Annotated in this window: 15 protein-coding genes; 13 read left to right on the top strand and 2 right to left on the bottom strand. The window is 64.8% G+C overall.

From position 1 onward, the window contains the following. Positions 1 to 36: 36 nt before the first annotated feature. Positions 37 to 1,146, bottom strand: a complete 1,110-nt coding sequence (locus E8M79_RS16350) for an ABC transporter substrate-binding protein (protein ID WP_137152911.1) — start codon at positions 1,144 to 1,146, stop codon at positions 37 to 39. Positions 1,147 to 1,562: 416 nt separating this feature from the next. Between E8M79_RS16350 and E8M79_RS16345 the strand changes: the two genes are divergently transcribed. From E8M79_RS16345 to E8M79_RS16305, 9 genes are all read left to right on the top strand, one after another. Then, complete coding sequence (locus tag E8M79_RS16345) at positions 1,563 to 2,828, top strand: imelysin family protein (protein WP_248305019.1); 1,266 nt, start codon at positions 1,563 to 1,565, stop codon at positions 2,826 to 2,828. 83 nt (positions 2,829 to 2,911) lie between these two features. Next, positions 2,912 to 4,423 (top strand): di-heme oxidoredictase family protein, encoded by a 1,512-nt coding sequence (locus E8M79_RS16340; RefSeq protein WP_137152910.1) that lies wholly within the window; start codon positions 2,912 to 2,914, stop codon positions 4,421 to 4,423. Beyond that, positions 4,423 to 5,490, top strand: coding sequence for an imelysin family protein (locus E8M79_RS16335; protein ID WP_137152909.1), 1,068 nt, complete (start codon positions 4,423 to 4,425; stop codon positions 5,488 to 5,490). Before E8M79_RS16340 ends, E8M79_RS16335 begins: the two co-directional genes overlap by 1 nt. A gap of 2 nt (positions 5,491 to 5,492) precedes the next feature. After that, positions 5,493 to 6,584 (top strand): DUF1513 domain-containing protein, encoded by a 1,092-nt coding sequence (locus tag E8M79_RS16330; RefSeq protein WP_137152908.1) that lies wholly within the window; start codon positions 5,493 to 5,495, stop codon positions 6,582 to 6,584. A gap of 165 nt (positions 6,585 to 6,749) precedes the next feature. Further along, positions 6,750 to 7,691 carry a hypothetical protein gene (locus E8M79_RS16325; RefSeq protein ID WP_137152907.1) on the top strand — a complete coding sequence of 314 codons (942 nt, stop codon included), beginning with the start codon at positions 6,750 to 6,752 and terminating at the stop codon, positions 7,689 to 7,691. Positions 7,692 to 7,768: 77 nt separating this feature from the next. Beyond that, positions 7,769 to 8,266 (top strand): hypothetical protein, encoded by a 498-nt coding sequence (locus tag E8M79_RS16320; protein ID WP_137152906.1) that lies wholly within the window; start codon positions 7,769 to 7,771, stop codon positions 8,264 to 8,266. Further along, positions 8,266 to 10,506 (top strand): VWA domain-containing protein, encoded by a 2,241-nt coding sequence (locus E8M79_RS16315; RefSeq protein ID WP_137152905.1) that lies wholly within the window; start codon positions 8,266 to 8,268, stop codon positions 10,504 to 10,506. The genes E8M79_RS16320 and E8M79_RS16315 overlap by 1 nt, the downstream gene beginning before the upstream one ends. Before the next feature lie 20 nt (positions 10,507 to 10,526). Continuing rightward, entirely contained in the window at positions 10,527 to 11,897 is a 1,371-nt protein-coding gene (locus tag E8M79_RS16310) for a hypothetical protein (RefSeq protein ID WP_137152904.1), read from the top strand. 10 nt (positions 11,898 to 11,907) lie between these two features. Further along, a complete protein-coding gene (locus E8M79_RS16305) occupies positions 11,908 to 12,357 on the top strand; it encodes a hypothetical protein (RefSeq protein WP_137152903.1) in 450 nt (149 codons plus the stop codon). Between the two features lie 17 nt (positions 12,358 to 12,374). Here E8M79_RS16305 and E8M79_RS16300 read toward each other — a convergent pair whose 3' ends face one another. Then, entirely contained in the window at positions 12,375 to 13,391 is a 1,017-nt protein-coding gene (locus tag E8M79_RS16300; RefSeq protein ID WP_137152902.1) for a substrate-binding domain-containing protein, read from the bottom strand. 483 nt (positions 13,392 to 13,874) lie between these two features. Between E8M79_RS16300 and E8M79_RS16295 the strand changes: the two genes are divergently transcribed. From E8M79_RS16295 to E8M79_RS16280, 4 genes are all read left to right on the top strand, one after another. Then, on the top strand, positions 13,875 to 15,143 hold the full coding sequence (locus tag E8M79_RS16295) for an ABC transporter substrate-binding protein (RefSeq protein ID WP_137152901.1): 1,269 nt from the start codon (positions 13,875 to 13,877) through the stop codon (positions 15,141 to 15,143). A 91-nt stretch (positions 15,144 to 15,234) separates the two neighbouring features. Next, positions 15,235 to 16,215, top strand: a complete 981-nt coding sequence (locus E8M79_RS16290; RefSeq protein WP_137152900.1) for a sugar ABC transporter permease — start codon at positions 15,235 to 15,237, stop codon at positions 16,213 to 16,215. Next, positions 16,215 to 17,060, top strand: coding sequence for a carbohydrate ABC transporter permease (locus E8M79_RS16285; RefSeq protein ID WP_137152899.1), 846 nt, complete (start codon positions 16,215 to 16,217; stop codon positions 17,058 to 17,060). Before E8M79_RS16290 ends, E8M79_RS16285 begins: the two co-directional genes overlap by 1 nt. Positions 17,061 to 17,072: 12 nt before the next feature. Continuing rightward, positions 17,073 to 18,080, top strand: coding sequence for an ABC transporter ATP-binding protein (locus E8M79_RS16280; RefSeq protein WP_137152898.1), 1,008 nt, complete (start codon positions 17,073 to 17,075; stop codon positions 18,078 to 18,080). The last annotated feature ends 207 nt before the right edge of the window (positions 18,081 to 18,287 follow it).

The raw sequence follows: 18,287 nt of genomic DNA, 5'->3' as shown, positions 1-18,287 counted from the left end.
TCCGGCGCGTGCGGCGCCGGACCAGGATCGGTTGGCTTATTCGACGTTGGCGCCCACAACGGCATCCCACTGACCAGTGATGATGGCCTTGGCAGCGTTCTGCTGGTCGATCGTGGGGAACACAGCCTTGGCATAGGCTTCGGCAGGCGGCAGGGCATCAAGCAGATCCTGCGGGATCACACCACGGGCAGCCATGTCGTTGAAGCGGATCGGGTGGCAATAGCCCTTGAGCCAGCCGAGCTGACCTTCGTCGGAATACAGGTATTCCATCCAGAGCTTGGCCGCGTTGGGATGGGGCGCATAGGCGGAGATGGCCTGGACATAGACGCCGGCGACAACGCCGGTGGCCGGAACGACGATCTCAACTTCAGGATTGCCCTGGAAGCCGTCACGGAAGGCGAGCAGGTTGTAGTCCCAGGCGATCAGGATAGGCGTGGTGCCCTGGGCAACCGAGGCAGCCTTGCCAATGACAGGAACGAAGTTGCCGGCCTTGTTGATGGCGGCGAAGGCTTCAAGGCCAGCCTGGCCAGCGGCATCGATGTCGCCGCCGTTGGCGCCAAGGCCAGCGGCGAACACGCCCTGGATGGCCTGGTTGGAAGCGCGCGGGTCACCAGCGAGAGCCACCGAGGCGGCGTATTCCGGCTTGACCAGATCGGCCCAGTCGGCAGGGGCGGTTTCAACCAGATCCTTGTTCACGAGGAACGACATCACGCCGTAGTAGTCGCCGTACCAATAGCCTTCTTCGTCCTTGGCATCGGCCGGGATGGAGTCCCAGGTAGAGACCTTGTAGGGCTGGATCAGGGCTTCAGCCTTGGCCGAAGGGCCGAAGGACAGACCAACGTCGATCACGTCGGGAGCCTGCGGGCCGGTGTTGCCCTTGTTGGCCTTGATGGCTTCGATTTCGTCGGCCGAGCCGGCGTCGGGGTTCAGTTCGTTGACGGCGATGCCGGGATACTTGGCCTTGAAGCCTTCGATCACGGCGCCATAGCCGCACCAGGAATGGGGCAGGGCGATGGTGGTGAGCTGGCCTTCGGCCTTGGCAGCCTCATAGAGCGCGGTCAGATCGGTCTGGGCGAAGGCGGGCGCAGACACGGCGAGAACGGCAAGCATCGAAACGGATGCGCCGAAAGACGTCTTGATGGACATGTTCAGTCTCCCTGAAAGTCGTTCGCCAGCGACCGTCGTGGGGCGTGGCGGCGAACTAAGCTGGGACTTAGAGAGCCTGTGTGACAATGCGATGACACATCCGACGCCGCACCGCCATCCCAGCGGATAGCCGCAGAGTCATTGGTTTCACCTGCGCTGCCCGTCAGCCCCCGTCATGCATGCGTCCCCTCAGTCGCAATTGTGAAGGTGGCCTATTGTGACAGTTTCGTCCAGATGGTCAAAAATTTACGAAAGGCATCGTGCGCCGCTGGTGATGGCGTGTTGCTGGCTACCGAAAATGCCGGTGCAACGGGCAAGTCTGCCAGTTTAGACTTCTTCTAAACTACTGCATTTCCATTGCTTTTTTATCATGACAGGCGTAGTCCGCTTTCGAAATTACCCGATTGGAGGTCGCCATGACGATGCCCGGTTCGCGCAGCCTGCGCCGCCTTGCCCTGTTACTGTGTCTGTCAGTTGCGCCGGTGGCAGCCCACGCGGCGGCACCGGCAGAGGCCGATGTGCTGAGCACCTATGCCGACATCGCACTGGCTGGCTATGAGGATTCGCTGGCGAGAGCAAAGGCGCTCGATGTTGCCATCGATGCATTGATCGCGACGCCCAGCGAGGCGACGCTCGAAGCGGCCAGGGCAGCCTGGAAGGCCGCGCGCATTCCCTATCAGCAGACAGAGGCCTATCGCTTCGGCAATGCCATTGTTGACGATTGGGAAGGACGCGTGAATGCCTGGCCGCTGGACGAAGGGCTGATCGACTATGTCGACCCCAGCTATGGCAGCGAAAGCGACAGCAATCCGCTCTATGTGGCCAATGTGATCGCCAATCCCAAGCTGACGATCGGCGGGGCTGAAGTGGATGCCAGCCAGATCACGCCGGCGCTGCTGCAGGACAACCTGCAGGAAGCCGACGGCGTGGAGGCCAATGTTGCTACGGGCTATCATGCCATCGAGTTCCTGCTGTGGGGGCAGGATCTGAACGGAACGGGACCAGGCGCCGGAACCCGGTCCTATACCGACTATTCCACGGCTGAGCATGCTGATCGGCGCGCAGCCTATCTCAAGGCCGCGTCAACGCTGCTGGTTTCCGATCTGGAGGAGATGGTGGGCAATTGGACGGCCGAGGGTGCGGCTCGGGCGGCGCTGCCCGAACTGGGCCTGTCGGCCATTCTGACGGGCATGGGCTCGCTCAGCTTCGGCGAAGTGGCTGGCCAGCGCATGAAGCTGGGCCTGCTGCTGCATGATCCCGAGGAAGAACACGACTGCTTCTCGGACAATACCCACATCTCGCACCTCTATGACGCTGTGGGCATCCAGAACGTCTATCTTGGCCGCTATGTGCGGCTGGACGGATCGGTGGTCGAGGGACCGTCCCTGGCGCAGGTGATCGCTGACAAGGATGCGGCGCTGGACAGCGAAATCCAGGCGCAACTGGCCGATACGGTGGTCAAGATGCAGGCCATCGTCGCGAGGGCCGAGGGCGGCGAAGCCTATGACCAGCAGATCGGCGAAGGCAATGATGCCGGCAATGCAGTGGTGCAGGCTGCGATCGATGGGCTGATCGCGCAGACGCGTGGCATCGAACGCGCCGTGGCGCTGCTCAACCTGGGCGACGCGGTGACCATCGAGGACAGCGACAGCCTGAGCAATCCGGACGCCGTCTTCCAATAGACGTGAAGCGGCCTGTCCTGCTCGGCGCGGGCAGGACAGGCCGCCTGGTGGAACTGTCGCGCACGAGCCGATAAAGCAGAGCCATGAAAACCCGCCTCACCCTTGCCCTTACCGTCGTTCTGGCCGGTGGCCTGGCCTTTGCTGAGGATCGCCCCGTGCGCAGCGATCTGACGCCCAAGGATCTGGCGCGGGTAGAGGCGGTCACGGCGCCGACGACGGATTTCAGCAAGCCCGAGGCGTCCGAGAACAAGTCGGCCGGCAAGGGCACGACGACGTTCCCGGTCAACCTCAGCTCGTTCAGCCACTTCCTCTCCAACCTCAGCTTTGCGCAGCAGGAGCAGTTCAACCTGGGCGACGGGCTGTTCCGCAAGATCTGGGTCAGTGCGCCCAGTTCGACGCAGGCGTCCGATGGGCTGGGGCCGCTGTTCAACGCGCGCAGCTGCCAGAGCTGTCACATCAAGGACGGGCGTGGACACCCGCCCCTGCCGGGCGAGAGCGAAAGCGCCTCGATGTTCCTGCGGCTGTCGGTGCCGCCGGGGGCGGACGATCCGCGGCCGCGGCAGGGCGATGTGGTGGCGGGCGTGGTGGGTGATCCCACCTATGGCGGGCAATTGCAGGAGCTGGGCGTGCCCGGGCTCAAGGGCGAAGGCCGCATGGTCATCGACTATACCGATGTGCCGGTGACGCTGGGCGACGGGACGGTGGTGACGCTGCGCCAGCCAGCCTATTCGATCGCGGACCTGGCCTATGGTCCGCTGGCCGAAAATGTGATGCTCAGCCCGCGCGTGGCCAATCCGATGATCGGGCTGGGACTGGTGGAACAGGTGCCGGTGGCGGACATCCTGGCCCATGAAGACCCAGAGGATGCCGATGGTGACGGCATTTCGGGCCGGGCAAGCTGGACCATTCTGCCCGAGACCGGGCAGGTGGCGTTGGGCCGGTTCGGATGGAAGGCCGGCATGGCCAGCATCCGCAGCCAGTCGGCCAACGCCTTTGCCGGCGATATCGGCATTTCGACGCCGCTGGTGAACAAGCCCCATGGCGACTGCACACCCAACCAGACGGCATGCCTGGCCATGCCGACCGGCGAGCAGGTGCGGCTGGGCGAGACCGAGGCGCCCGATCCGGTGATGGATCTGGTGACCTTCTATGCCCAGACCCTCGGCGTGCCGGAGCGGCGCAATGCTGGCGACGCGGCGGTGCTGCGCGGCAAGCAGGCCTTCTATGCGGCTGGCTGCGCCAGCTGCCACACGCCCAAGTTCGTGACTAGCCGTGATGCCGAAAATCCGGCGCTGGCGTTCCAGCTGATCTGGCCATATGGCGATTTCCTGCTGCATGACATGGGCGAGGGGCTGGCCGACCATCGGCCGGAAGGCGGCGCGGATGGCTATGAGTGGCGCACCCAGCCGCTCTGGGGCATTGGCCTGACCGAGACCGTATCGGGCCACACGTTTTTCCTGCATGATGGACGGGCGCGGAACCTGACGGAGGCCATTTTGTGGCACGGCGGCGAGGCGCAGGCGGCGCGCGATGCGTTCGCCGATATGTCCAAGGCAACGCGCGACGATTTGGTCGCCTTTCTGGAATCGCTCTGATGCGTCATCTGCTGGTGCTGATCGTATTGTGCTGGGCCAGCGTGGCCCAAGCCGAAGCCATCAAGCCGGCAGAGGTGTTGCAGGGGGCGGTGGTCGATGTGATCCGTCCCAATGTGCTGCGGTTTGACTCGGCCAGCCGCGGGCTGAGCAGTGCCATGCAGGCGCTGTGTGCGGCGCCGTCGGCGCATGGCAAGGCGGTCGCCCAGAGGCAGTTTGGTCTGGTCGTGGCGGCCTATGGTCAGATAGGCTTTCTGCGCATCGGGCCGATGATGGAGGCCAATCGCGCCGACCGGCTGCTGTTCTGGCCGGACCGGCGCGGCATCGGGCTCAAGCAGGTGCAGGCCATTCTGAGCAGCCAGGACAGTGCGGCTGTCGCGCTGGCCGGGCTGCAGAGCAAGAGCGTGGCCGTGCAGGGCCTGGGCGCGCTGGACTATGTGTTGTCCGGAACCGGCTCTGAGGCGCTGACGGGGCCGGACGGTGCCTATCGCTGTGCCTATGGCATGACCATTGCCGCCAATGTTGCCGAGATTGCCGGCGAGCTCGTCGCGGGCTGGTTTGCGCCCGATGGCATAGCGGACCATCTGCAGATGCCGAAGGACAGCAACAGCGACTATCGCAGCGATGTCGAAGCGCTCGAGGCGCTGGTGGGCCTGGTCGCGCATGGGCTGGAAGCGATGCGCGACCAGCAGCTCAACCCCTTCATCGCCACAGCCGAGGCTCCGGCCAAGCCCAAGCAGGCACCCTTCTGGCGGTCTGGGCAGACGATGGCCCTGCTGGGCGGCACGATTGACGGCATGCGGGGCCTGATCGGGGGATCCCGGATCGCGACCGCCGTGCCGGAGAAGGACAAGGGGCTGGCCGATTCCATCGATTTCGAGTTCCGCAATGCGCTGCGGGCCATCGATCTGGTGACGCTGCCAGTGGAGCAGGCGGTGGCCGAGCCCAAGCAGGCGGCGGCGCTGGGCTATCTGGCCCTGGTGACGGGGTCACTGCAGGCCATGGTGGGCGAGCAGCTCTCGGCGGCGCTTGGGCTGAGCGTGGGCTTTTCGGCGCTGGACGGCGACTGAGCATGTGGCAGCGCCGCGCATTCCTCAAGGCTGCGGGCGCCGGCTTTGCCGCCAGTCTGATGCCGCGGCAGGCGCTGGCGCTTGAGCAGAGCGAACTGGTGTTTGCCAGCGCGGTGCAGACCGCCAGCGGCAGCTACGGCGCTGTCTTGTTAGGCGAGGCGGGCGATGTGATTGCCCAGGTGGCCCTGCCGGATCGTGGGCATGACGTGACCATCAGCGCCAAGGCCGGGCGCGGCGTGGTGTTCGCGCGCCAGCCGGGTACATTTGCGGTGGTGTTTGACCCCAGCGGACAGGCCGCGCCGGTGACGCTGACAAGCCCCGCCGGGCGGCACTTCTATGGCCATGGCGTATTCTCGCCGGACGGGAAACTGCTCTATGCCACCGAGAGCGATTTCGAGGCGGCGCAGGGCGTGGTGGGGATCTATGACGCCACCGACGGCTATCGCCGCATGGGCGAGTTTCCCACCTATGGCACTGGCCCACACGAGATGCTGCTGATGCCGGACGGTGTTACCCTCGTGGTGGCCAATGGCGGTATCGAGACCCATCCCGACTTTGGCCGGGCCGAGCTCAATCTGGACACGATGGACCCCTCGGTGGTCTTCATCGACCGGCGCGATGGTACACTGGTAGGACAATTGCGGCTCGACGCCGGGCTGCACCAGCTGTCGATCCGGCACATGGCGATCGATGCCCGCGGCCGGGTGTGGTTTGGCTGCCAGTACAAGGGCGCGCCGAGCGACAGTCCGCAACTGGTCGGCCATGCCAGCATGGAGGGCGAGATCACCCTGCTGGAGCTGCCAGCCGAGACGCTGGCGGGCTTGCGCAATTATGTCGGTTCAGTAGCGGCATCGCGCGATGGCGCGACCATTGCCGTGTCCTCGCCCGAGGGCAATCTGCTGGTGGCCATCGATGCCGAGGGGCGACGCCCGGTGCTGGTGGACAGCCTGCGCAGTGGCTGTGGCCTGGCGCCGGATGGGTCTGGCTTTGTTGCCAGCAGCGGTTTGGGTGCGCTGGTGGGCCTGGCCGGGGCGGAACGAGAGGCCCGGCAGTTCGACTTCCAGTTCGACAACCACCTGCTGCGCATATCGTAACCCCGGTAAGCGTCGGAACGATCTGGACTTCTGTCCGCAGCCGGGCGACAAATCGCCAGTCAGCGGCGGCTCGGGCGCTGGCGCTTGTGCTGGCCGGCCTGTCGTTTTCGGAGATCGCATGCTCCTTGCCGCGATGGTGGATCGCGCTCCTGGTGGGGATCGCTGATGGCCCTGGCTCAGACCCTGTTTCGTGCGCGACTGGCTCGGCGCGGCGATGGGCCGACTCTGGCCGAGGGTCTATCGCGCTGGGATCCGGCGCTGGCGGCATTGGGGGCCGGGTTGGGCCCCACACTGTCGGCGCTGATTGGCGAAGAGTGTCTGCGCGGCGGCTGTGTTGAGGAGACGCTGCCGCCCCCGGAGACGGGCTGGCAGGTGTCGGCAACGGGCGCATCGGCCTTTATCTCTAACACTACGGCACAGGCCCTGCTGGACAATCCGTCGCCGTTCTTCGCCGCGCAGCTGATGGCGCGCATCATGGCCGGCGAACGCGATGTGCTGCTCGATCCGGCCGCCATCGCGCGGGAAAACGCGGGCGACGGGCTGACCTTGTTCGTGCTGGGCTTCACCCATCGCTATGGCGGGCAGGACCATCCCAATCTGCGACCCCTCTTGGGGCGGGCCATCGACCATTTTGTCTATGCGCATCGCGGCTACAAGCTGCGGCGGATGTTGCGGGAGGATCCCGACCCGATTGCCGATGTGCTGGTGACGTCGGGCATGACCGTGGCGCATCATTTTGGCGCCGTCGGGCGCAAGCTGCTGGTGGCCGAGCCGAGCGCGCAGGCGCCAATATTCCCGCACTCGGTGACCTCTGCACTGTTCGCCTATAGTCCACCACAGGTGCATTTTGCCAAGGCAGAGCGGCGGCTGCTGGAACTGGCCGTCGACGGGCTGAGCGATGGCGAGATCGCGGGGGAACTGCAGATCTCGCTCAATACGGTCAAGCAGACCTGGCGCAGTGTCTATGAGCGCGCGGTGCGGCGGGTGCCGCTGGTGCTGGGCGAGGGGGCTGATCTGCCGGCCGGTGGGGTGCGCGGGCAGGAGAAGCGACGGCATCTGATCGCCTATCTGCGCGATCATCCGCAGGAACTGCGGCCGCAGGCCTGAATACACCCTTTTAGGGCAATTGCACTGATCGGGCGGGCCGCCGATGCTCCGCCCGCGAACCGCATGGAGGCCCTGTTATGAGACTGTTCCCGACCTTGTGCCTTGGCGCCATGATGGTGGCGGGCAGCAGCGCCGCGCCGGCCCTTGCGGCGCCCGAGGATTGCGCTGCCATCGCGGCCGCCTTCACCAAGATGGGCGATGTGCCGGCGTTCCGCGAACAGATCGAGCAGAGCGGCATGTCGTTCGAGGCCACGGCGATCGGGGACACGCTCTATATGAAGCTGGATGGGGAGATCAGCGAGATGCCCTTGGGCGAGGGCGGGCGCGCGCAAATGTTTGCCGGGCTGTTCGACGTGCTGCGCGTCAAAGACTGCAAGGCGCTGCCCGATGACGCCATCGATGGCCGGAGCATGAAGGTCTATGAATATGTGTTGCCGGCCGATGGCGGGCTGATCCCAGAGCCGATCACCCAGCAATTGTGGATCAGCAGCGATGATGGCCTGCCCTATAGGGGGACCAATCCGAACGGCCATATCGAGATCACCTACGAAGGCGTTGAGGCGCCAAAACCATAATGGGCGCGCTCCGGGCACTGACAGCGGCGCTCGTGGCGCTGATGTGGGTCCTGCTGCTGCAGCCGGCTATTGCCGCGCCGCGGCCTTTGGCGTTGATCATTGATTCCTCGGGGTCGATGGCCGCCGAGATGGATGGCGAGACGCGGCTCGACATTGCCCGCCGGGTGATCGTCGAGCAGGCCGCCACCTGGGCCGCCGGGGGCGATCTGGGCCTGGTGGCCTATGGCCATCGCCGCGTTGGCGACTGCAACGACATCGAAACATTGGAGACGCCGGCGCCTGTCGATCTTGATCGGCTGCGGCAGGATCTGGGTAGCCTGCGCGCGCGGGGCAAGACGCCGCTGTCGGATTCGCTGATCGCCGCCTCACAGCTCTTGCCCGAGGGCGGCGCGATCATCCTGGTGAGCGATGGGCTGGAAACCTGCGCGGCCGATCCCTGTGCGGTGGCCGAGAGCCTGCGCGACGCCAATGCGGCGCTCAGTATTTTCGTGGTGGGGTTTGGCGTGACGGCCCCGGAACTGGCGGCGCTGCAATGCATCGCCGAACAGGGCGGCGGGTCGCTGTTCTCGGCGCAGGACGCCGCAGGGCTAAAAACCGCATTGAGCACGGCAGGGCAGATGGCACAGGCGGCACCAGCCGAACTGCCGCCGCCGGCGCCAGAGGTGGTGACGCCAGCCGAACCCGTGGTGGCGCCAGCGCCAACACCTGAGCCTGAACCCGCGCCCACGCCTCCTCCGCCGCCGACACCGCTGCCGGTATCGCTGATGGCCATGACATCGGCTGGCGAGGTGACGGCGCCGCTGGGCTGGACCATCACGGCCGATGGTGCCGATGCGCCGCTCTATGAGGGCGCCGGGCGCGGCGTCGCGCTGGAGCTGCTGCCGGGCCAGTACACCGCAGACGTGGCGGGCGATAATCTCCGCGTCCAGGTTCCCTTCGTGGTGGCGGCTGACCAGGGCGATAAGCCGATCACCATTGCCGTCGAGGCAGGGCAGGCGGTGCTGCATCTGGTGGCGGGCGAGGGCCTGTCGCTGGCTGATGCCGAATTGGGCAGTGACATTGCCTGGAGCGTGACGCCGCTCGATGGGCAGAGTGCGGTCACCACGCCGACGGGCCTGGACCCCAGCTTGATGTTGGTGCCGGGCCGCTATGGCATCGAAGCGGTGGTGCAGGGGCATGTTGCCAAGGCCGACATTGAGGTGACAGCCGGGGCCGTGGGTGAGACCGAACTCAGTCTGGCGCTGGGCCGGCTGGCGCTGGAACTGGTGCTGGATAGCGCCGAAGGCCCAGTGACCAAGGGGACGGGTTTGAACTGGACGATTACGCCCGCTGCAGGCGGCGAAGCGATCACCGTCACGGCAGCGGCGCAGCCGCGCCTGGTGCTGCCGGCGGGGGACTATACCGTGGCCGCGACGCTGGACGGCACGACGGTGACGGGCGCAGCACAGGTAGTGGACGGCGCCGAGGCGAAGGTCAGTCTCAGCAATGCCGCCGCCGAGGTGATGCTGGAAGCCAGTTTCGGCGACGGCCCGCCGATCGAGGACTGGCACTATGCCAGCTGGACAGTCACGCCAGTGGCGGTGGCCGACGGCAGCGCCGCGGCGCTGGTCGACAATTCCGAGCCGCGGCCGGTGCTCAAGCTGGCGCCCGGGCAATGGGATGTGACGCTGCAATCGGGCGTCGCCAGCACAACGCAGCGCATTACGGTGGCGCCTGGATTGCCCCAGACGATTCGCATCAAACAGGCGGCAGGGCTGTTGCGCCTGACCGGGTCGCTATCGGGCGTTGCCTTCACCGATTGGCGCGACACGGTCTGGACGCTGCGCTCGGCCGATGGCAGCCAGACCCTTCTCAATAACCAGCCCGAGCTCGAACCGGTGCTGGTGGTGCCGGCGGGCGACTGGGTGGTGACGCTGGTGAGCGGCGCGGTGCGCGCGGAACAGGCGATCACCATGCCCCCCGGCGACGACCAAGCCATCGCAATGGCGCTGTCAGGCGGTCGCCTGCTTGTGGACCTGCCCGCAGGCATGGCCGCTATGGTCAAGGTCAGCGCGCTCGATGCAACGGGCAATCCGCTCACCCCGCCGACCATCGAAGGCCCCGCGGCGCCGCAATGGGGCACGGTGCTGCCGCCCGGCCAATATCTGGTCGAGGCACCGACCTACGATAACCGCTATGCCAGCGCGCCGCTGGAAATCGTCGACGGCCAAAGCCAAAGCATCGCGCTGCAGTTTGACTGAGCGCCGGGAAAGGACATGCCATGAAACGCCTGATCGCGAGCCTGAGCTTTTGCACCTGCCTGCTGCTGCCCAGCCTGGCGCTGGGGCAGGGCGTGCCGGTGATCCCCACCATTCCATCGACCGGCGTGCCGCAGGTGGACAATGCTGCCGGACAGCTCAATAACGCGGCCGGGCAGATCAACAATGCCACGCAGGACCCGGCTGGCACGGCGGCCAATATTGCCAATTCCATCGTGCCCGGCTCGGGCACGTTCGCGCAGACCATTCTCAATGCGGCGCAGGGCGGGCCGGTGGGGGCGCTGATCGCGCCGCTGCTGGGTGGGCTCGAGAGCAAGCTGCTCGACATGGTGTTGGAGAATGACAAGCTCAAGCAGCGGGTGACGACGCTGGAGGCTGACAACACCAAGACCATGATCAATGTGCAGCATCTGCAGCAACAGGTGAGTGATCTGGCGCAGGCCAACCAGTCCATGGCGGCGGCCAATGAGGCGATGCGGGCGGAGCTGGCCGCGGCCCTGGCCACCATGGAACAGCAGACCACCAGCCTGCAGCAGCGCGTCGCCGAGCTCGAGCGCACCAAGGGCACGATCACCGCGCCATTCAAGGTGGTGGCCAAGGATGGCTTTACGCTGCTCAAGGTCGATGAGGTCAGCACGCAGTTGGCCTATCCCGGCGGCGGCACGGCAGGTTTCCTGCTGCAGGCGGGGATGACGCCGCAGTTCTATATCAATGGCGACAACAACGGGGTCACCCTGGACGGAGGCGCGACACCCCGCATCGCGCTGCTGCAGGGTGGCAACGCCGTGTTCGAGGCCAGCCATACGGCGGGCGAAGGAGTGCGCCTGGTGGCACAGTCCGATGCCGGCGGATTCGAGCTGGCGGCGAGCAGCGCGCTCATGGGTCTATTGGTCAAGCGGGGCGATCAGCCCGCTGCGGGGCTGGGCACCTATGACGGTCGAGGCGTGGCGCTGCGGGTGTTCGCGGCTGGAGGCAAGGCGATTGCGGCTATGGGCGAGAATCCGGCCGTTGCTGGCAGTGGCATAGTGTATGTCGGCAACGGCAGCCGTAGTGCCGCTTCCCTGTCGGTGGACAGTGAGGGAACGGGATTGGCCAGCGTGTTTGCTGCCGATGGAACGACTGGGGCCAGCATGATCGGCAAGGATCGCATGGTGGCTGCCTATAATGCCGCCGGAAATGCCGTGGTGACGATTGGCAAGTCGGAGAATTCGGAAGGCGGCAATGTCACCTCGCGCAACCCGGACGGCGAGGGCGTTTTCCGCGCCGGGTTCAATGGCGAACTGGGCGGCGGCGATGCCTGCGTCTATCGCGCCAAGCGGCAGAATACGTTCTGCCTGGGCATCGGCCTGCCCGGCATGGGCGTGGGCAAGTAGGGTGGCGCCCGTGACGGAGGAGCAGACGGCGCGCCCGCCGACCCTCTTGTGGCGGGGGCTGATCTTCGTGCTGCTCGGCGTGCCGCTGGGCGGGCTGCTGTTGCTGCTGGCGGTGCCATTGCTGTTGGGGGAAGGGCTTGATCTGGGCATCGCCTATAGCGACCCGGCCAGCCTGCCCATGCTGGTGGTTTTGCCGCCCTTCTGGTTCATCGGCGGGCCGCCGGCCCTGGTCTGCGGCCTGGTGGATGCTCGCCTCGCGCGGAGGTTGGGCTGGCCTCTGCGGACGGCATTGACCGGGCTGATCGCGGGCGGATTGCTGCTGTTGCCGGTGGGCCTGCTGATACAGGCCGGCATGGTGCAAGGGCCGCTGCCTCTGGCCTTGGGGCTAGTCGGGCTGGTGGCCGGCGCGCTGTGCAGCCTGGTGGCGGCGCTTGCAGATCGAGTCAGCGGACGCGGGTAAGACAAAACGCGTGCGGCTCAGGCCGGTGGCGGACCCGAGCTTTCGCGCAGCACCAGTTCGACCGGCCAGAGCTCGTGGATACCCTCGGGCGGCTTGCCGGCCAGGATCGCCAGGATCAGCTCGGCGATGCGGGTGCCCGCCGCGCGGATGGACGAGCGCGTGGTCGACATGGACGGAAACATGTTGTCGGCGTTGAGGTAGGGGAAGACGTCGTCATGGGCGATCATGGAGACATCCTTGCCCAACACCAGGCCGGCCTGGCGAATGGCGCGGAAAACCCCGAGCGCCGTCATCATCGAGCCGGGCAGGAATGCCGTGGGCCGCGGGCGCAGCTCGAGCATGGACTGGGCGAGGCGGAAGGCCACTTCGTCGGTAAAGACCGAATTGCTCATCAGGGCGGGATCAACCGATACGCCGCGCCCTGAGAGGGCCGCGAGGTAACCGAGTTCGCGATGCTCGGCAAAGGTTCGCCCCTTGAGCCCATTGAGCAGGGCGATGCGGCGATGGCCGAGATCGAGCAGATGGCTGGTGGCGCGCTCGACGGCGCCGGTGTTGTCGATGTCCATCCAGGCGACCGGCTGGCCGATATCGGTGCGGCCGTGCATGATGAAAGGGATATTGAGTTCGAGCAGCAGTTCGGCGCGCGGATCCTTGAGTGTGGGCGAGTGGAGCACGATCGCGTCGACCTTCTGGCTGGCGGCCAGGCGCCGATAGGCCGCCATTTCCTCCTGGAAATTGTCGACGGTGATCAGAAGAATGTCGATCTCTTCAGTGCCCATGCGGGCGCTCATGCCGGCCATGAACTCGCTCATGTGCGGGCCCAGTTCGCCGGCGCCGCGCAGCACCAGGCCGATGGCGCCCGAGCGACCGGTGGCCAGGCGCAGGGCGCTGGCATTGGGCCGATAGCCTAGTCTGGCAGCGGTCTCGGCCACCCGCAGGCGCGTGGTCTCGCTGACCTCAGGATAGCCATTGAGCGCGCGGCTGACGGTGGTCTGCGAAAGGCCGAGATGCTCGGCCAGATCCTTCAGTCTCATTGCTGCAACTGGCCCTTGGCATGGCATGGCAGCGGCGGCGCACCCTGCGCCGACAGCTGTCTGGCCCTGCCAATAGGGCACACAGGCCGCCTTGAACAGCGTTTCCTGTCTACTCCTCCCAGAGGCATTCAAAGCGATTTCAATTTTTAACGCAAGACAGCAATTTGCGCCACGCAGTTTGAGGTGCGTACATCAATCCACATCGGTGGAAATTAACCTCTTTGGGGGCGTAGAAATTTTAAGGCATTGAAAATGCTATATAAAAAGTCACAAATCCCCGCAATTGCTAAGAATGCGCAAATGCGGCGCTTGACAGAAATTCGGCGCTCTGGTTCTTTTTCATTCAAAGCGCTTTGAAACGGTGGCGAAAACGCCATCGAAATGGAGCACTTTGAGGGAGGAGAAACGGCTTTTGGGTCCGCGTTTGACGCTGGCCGTGTTGCCGTGCCTTCCCGACAACAGGTTCATTCGGGAGGAAATCTAATGAAATTGAACAAGCTTCTGGTCGGTCTCTTGGCGAGCGTGACGCTGGTCGTCGGTTCGGCCCAGGCTGCTGATCTGTCGATCGTTTCGGGCGACACCGGCAACGGTCTGGCATTCCTGCGCAGCCAGCTGGACAAGTTCGAAGCCGACACCGGCAACAAGGTCACCATCGTGCCGATGCCGTCGTCGACGTCGGACCAGTTCGGCCAGTACAAGCTCTGGCTGGCAGCCGGCAACACCGACATCGACGTGTACCAGACCGACGTGATCTGGGCTCCGCAGCTGGCGGACCAGTTCCTCGACCTGACCGAGGCTGCCAAGGACGTGGTGGGTAACCACTTCCCCTCGATCATCGAGTCGCAGACCGTGGACGGCAAGCTCGTCGCCATGCCGGCGTTCACCGACGCCCCGGCCCTGTTCTACCGCAAGGACCTGCTGGAGAAGTACAGCAAGCCCGTGCCGGCCACCTGGGACGAAATGGCTGCCACCGCGCAGGAAATCATGGATGGCGAGCGTGCAGCCGGCAATGCCGAGATGTATGGCTTCGTGTTCCAGGGCAATGCCTATGAAGGCCTGACCTGCGACGCCCTGGAATGGGTGAAGTCCAATGGCGGCGGCCAGATCGTGGAAGCCGATGGCACCATCTCGATCAACAACCCGCAGGCTGCTGCGGCCATTGACCGTGCTGCCAAGTGGATCGGCACGATCTCGCCCGAAGGCAACCTGGCTTACCAGGAAGAAGAAAGCCGCGGCGTCTGGCAGCTGGGCAATTCGGTGTTCATGCGCAACTGGCCCTATGCCTATGCTCTGGGCAACAGCGATGACTCGGCTGTGAAGGGCAAGTTCGACGTGGCTCCGCTGCCCGCCGGTGACGGCGAAGGTGCACGCTCGGCTGCTACGCTGGGCGGCTGGAACGTTGCCGTTTCCAAGTACTCCTCGGACCCGGAAGAGGCGATCAAGCTCGCCCTGTTCCTGAGCTCGACGGAAGTGCAGAAGGAACGCGCCATCAACCAGTCCAACCTGCCGACCATCCCGTCGCTGTATGAAGATGCCGATGTGCTGGCCGCTTCCCCGTTCATGGCGAACTGGAAGGCCATCTTCGAGCAGGCCGTGCCGCGCCCGTCCGCTCCCACCAAGATCAAGTACAACGAGGTCTCCTCGCTGTTCTGGAGCGCCGTGCACAACACCCTGTCGGGTAACGGCACTGCGGCAGAGAACCTGGAAGGCCTGGAAGCCGACCTGACCGATCTCAAGGGCGAAGCCTGGTAAGTCCTCCCGGCAGCCCAAAGCAGAGCGGGCGGACGGGAAAACCCCGACCGTCCGCTTTGCACACTGATCGACAACAGGGGAGGAGGCCAAGATGGCCACAGATGTGATGGCTGCGCCGGGTGCGGTGACTGGCGGCAAGATCAAGTCGGAGCTGATGCAGCAGCGCGTGCGTGCTGCGCGATGGTTCCTGCTGCCCATGCTCATTGCGCTGGCCGTGGTGGCCGGTTGGCCGCTCCTTCGGTCCATTTACTTTTCGTTCACCGATGCCTCGCTGAACGATATCGGCGGGGCTGAATGGGTGGGGTTCAGCAACTACCTGCGCGTGCAGGTGCTTGACAGCGGCGCGGTGCGCTATCGCGGGCTGCTGGTGGATCCGGCCTGGTGGAATGCGGTGTGGAACACGCTGCGGTTCGCCGTTGTGTCAGTCAGCCTTGAGGCCGTGCTCGGCATGCTGGTGGCGCTGGTGCTCAATGCCGAGTTCCGCGGGCGCGGCATTGTGCGTGCCGCCATACTGATCCCCTGGGCGATCCCCACGATCGTCTCGGCCAAGATGTGGAGCTGGATGCTGAATGACCAGTTCGGCATTCTCAACGACCTGGGCATGCGCCTGGGCCTGCTCAGCCAGAAGGTCGCCTGGACCGCTACGGCCGATACGGCAATGACCGCCGTGCTGATCGTGGATATCTGGAAGACCACTCCATTCATGGCGCTGCTGATCCTGGCGGGCCTGCAGATGGTGCCCAAGGATATCTATGAAGCTGCTGAAATTGACGGCGTGCATCCGGTCAAGCAGTTCTTCCGGATCACCCTGCCGCTGGTACGCCCGGCGCTGATGGTGGCCATCATCTTCCGCCTGCTCGATGCCCTGCGCATCTTCGATCTGATCTATGTGCTGACGCCCAATAGCGCCGCCACCAAGACCATGAGCGTGCTGGCGCGTGAAAACCTCTTTGATTTCGACAAGTTTGCCTATGGGTCGGCGATGTCGACCCTGCTGTTCCTGATCATCGCGCTGCTGACCATCCTGTATATCTGGCTGGGCAAAGTCCGGTTCGACGGGGGAGACCGCTGATGCCTGCAACGCTCAATCTGTGGAAGATCATCAAGACCACGCTGTTCTATGCGGCAGTGGTGTTCATCGTGGTGGTCTCGGTGTTCCCGTTCTACTACGCGATCCTGACCAGCTTCAAACAGGGCACGGACATCTTCCGTGTCAGCTACTGGCCGACCTCGTTCAGCTTTGAGAACTATCAGGCCGTTCTGAGCCAGGGCAGTTTCCCGCGCAATCTGCTCAACTCGATCTTTGTCGCCTCGGTGACGGTGATCGTGGCGCTGTTCATGGCCGTGACGGCCGCCTTTGCCCTCAGCCGCGTGCGGTTCCGTGGCCGTGGCTTTCTGCTGATGGTGATCCTGGCGGTGTCGATGTTTCCGCAGATCGCCGTGCTGTCGGGCCTGTTCGAGCTGATCCGGGCGCTGGGCATCTACAATACGCCCTGGGCCCTGATCTTCTCGTACACGATCTTTACGCTGCCGTTCACGGTCTGGGTGCTGACCACCTTCATGCGGGACTTGCCGGTGGAGATCGAGGAAGCGGCCATCGTGGATGGCGCCAGCCCCTGGGTCATCATCACGCGCGTCTTCATGCCCCTGATGTGGCCGGCGCTGGTGACGACGGGCCTGCTGGCTTTCATCGGTGCGTGGAACGAGTTCCTGTTTGCTCTCACCTTCACCTCGTCCAACGATACCCGCACGGTGCCGGTGGCTATCGCCTTGCTGTCGGGCGGCTCGCAGTATGAAATTCCATGGGGGATCATCATGGCAGCTTCGGTCATCGTGACCGTGCCGCTGGTGGCCCTGGTGCTGGTGTTCCAGCGCAAGATCGTGTCCGGCCTCACCGCCGGCGGCGTCAAAGGTTAGGGAGAACAAGAAATGGCAAGCATCGAGCTTCGCAACATTCGCAAGGCCTTCGGCGTTGTCGAGGTGATCAAGGGCGTCAACCTTGAGGTCCGCAAGGGCGAGTTCATGGTGTTCGTGGGCCCTTCGGGCTGCGGAAAATCCACGCTGCTGCGCCTGATCTCGGGCCTGGAGGACATCACCTCGGGCGAAATGCTGTTCGACGGCAAGGTGGTCAATGCACTGGCCCCGTCCAAGCGCGGCATCGCCATGGTGTTCCAGTCCTATGCGCTGTATCCGCATATGACGGTCTATGAGAACATGGCGTTCGGGTTGACCCTGGAAAAGGGGCACGACAAGAGCGACATCCGCCGCCGGGTGGAAAAAGCCGCCGACATGCTGCAGATCCGTCAGTATCTTGACCGCCTGCCCAAGCAATTGTCGGGCGGCCAGCGCCAGCGCGTGGCCATCGGCCGGGCAATCACGCGTGACCCCAAGGTGTTCCTGTTCGACGAGCCGCTGAGCAATCTGGATGCGGCGCTGCGCGTCGCCACCCGTATCGAGATCGCCAAGCTGCATGAGAGCATGGACAATGTGACCATGATCTATGTGACGCATGACCAGGTGGAGGCCATGACGCTGGCCGACCGTATCTGCGTGCTGCGCGACGGCCACATCGAGCAGGTCGGCACGCCCATGGAGCTCTATGAATCGCCCAATTCGGTGTTCGTGGCCGGCTTCATCGGCTCGCCGAAGATGAATTTCATTGGCGGCGAGCGGGCGCAAAAGCTGGACGCCCACACCGTCGGCATCCGTGGCGAGCACATCACCATCACCCCCGGTGAAGGCATGTGGCAGGGCACGGTGATCCACACCGAGAACCTGGGCGCGGATTCCTATGTGTATCTGGAAATGGGCACCGAGGAGCCCGTGGTGGTTCGGCTGGACGGCACCAATAGCTACAAGAGCGGCGATGTGGTGAACATCACCCCGATGGCCGACAAGATTCACCGCTTCGACACCGCGGGCAAGCCGATCCGCTAGTGTGCCTGTCGCCCGTGGCGATGTCGCGGGCGGACCGAACGGTTTGATGGCGTGACGGGCTTGTCCTCCCGCTTGCGCCGGATGCAGGGTGCGCGGCCAGATCGTTTGCGGACGCAGGCGATGCAATGGCCAGATTGATATTCGTGCCGGCGGCAGCGCCGGCACTTTACGTTGCCGCGGCGGCATGGCTCCCTTCCGTGAAGCCCG

The organism is Devosia sp. FKR38, assembly GCF_005222805.1.
Classification (GTDB): Bacteria; Pseudomonadota; Alphaproteobacteria; order Rhizobiales; family Devosiaceae; genus Devosia.
Note: the sequence above shows the minus strand (reverse complement) of the source record. Positions and strands in the feature narration are given on the sequence as shown.

Coding starts and splice junctions, on each gene's coding strand:
- E8M79_RS16280 (WP_137152898.1), top strand. CDS start 17,073: ATGGCAAGCATCGAGCTTCGCAACATTCGCAAGGCCTTCGGCGTTGTC.
- E8M79_RS16315 (WP_137152905.1), top strand. CDS start 8,266: ATGGGCGCGCTCCGGGCACTGACAGCGGCGCTCGTGGCGCTGATGTGG.
- E8M79_RS16325 (WP_137152907.1), top strand. CDS start 6,750: ATGGCCCTGGCTCAGACCCTGTTTCGTGCGCGACTGGCTCGGCGCGGC.
- E8M79_RS16320 (WP_137152906.1), top strand. CDS start 7,769: ATGAGACTGTTCCCGACCTTGTGCCTTGGCGCCATGATGGTGGCGGGC.
- E8M79_RS16290 (WP_137152900.1), top strand. CDS start 15,235: ATGGCCACAGATGTGATGGCTGCGCCGGGTGCGGTGACTGGCGGCAAG.
- E8M79_RS16350 (WP_137152911.1), bottom strand. CDS start 1,146: ATGTCCATCAAGACGTCTTTCGGCGCATCCGTTTCGATGCTTGCCGTT.
- E8M79_RS16310 (WP_137152904.1), top strand. CDS start 10,527: ATGAAACGCCTGATCGCGAGCCTGAGCTTTTGCACCTGCCTGCTGCTG.
- E8M79_RS16345 (WP_248305019.1), top strand. CDS start 1,563: ATGACGATGCCCGGTTCGCGCAGCCTGCGCCGCCTTGCCCTGTTACTG.
- E8M79_RS16295 (WP_137152901.1), top strand. CDS start 13,875: ATGAAATTGAACAAGCTTCTGGTCGGTCTCTTGGCGAGCGTGACGCTG.
- E8M79_RS16330 (WP_137152908.1), top strand. CDS start 5,493: ATGTGGCAGCGCCGCGCATTCCTCAAGGCTGCGGGCGCCGGCTTTGCC.
- E8M79_RS16285 (WP_137152899.1), top strand. CDS start 16,215: ATGCCTGCAACGCTCAATCTGTGGAAGATCATCAAGACCACGCTGTTC.
- E8M79_RS16340 (WP_137152910.1), top strand. CDS start 2,912: ATGAAAACCCGCCTCACCCTTGCCCTTACCGTCGTTCTGGCCGGTGGC.
- E8M79_RS16335 (WP_137152909.1), top strand. CDS start 4,423: ATGCGTCATCTGCTGGTGCTGATCGTATTGTGCTGGGCCAGCGTGGCC.
- E8M79_RS16300 (WP_137152902.1), bottom strand. CDS start 13,391: ATGAGACTGAAGGATCTGGCCGAGCATCTCGGCCTTTCGCAGACCACC.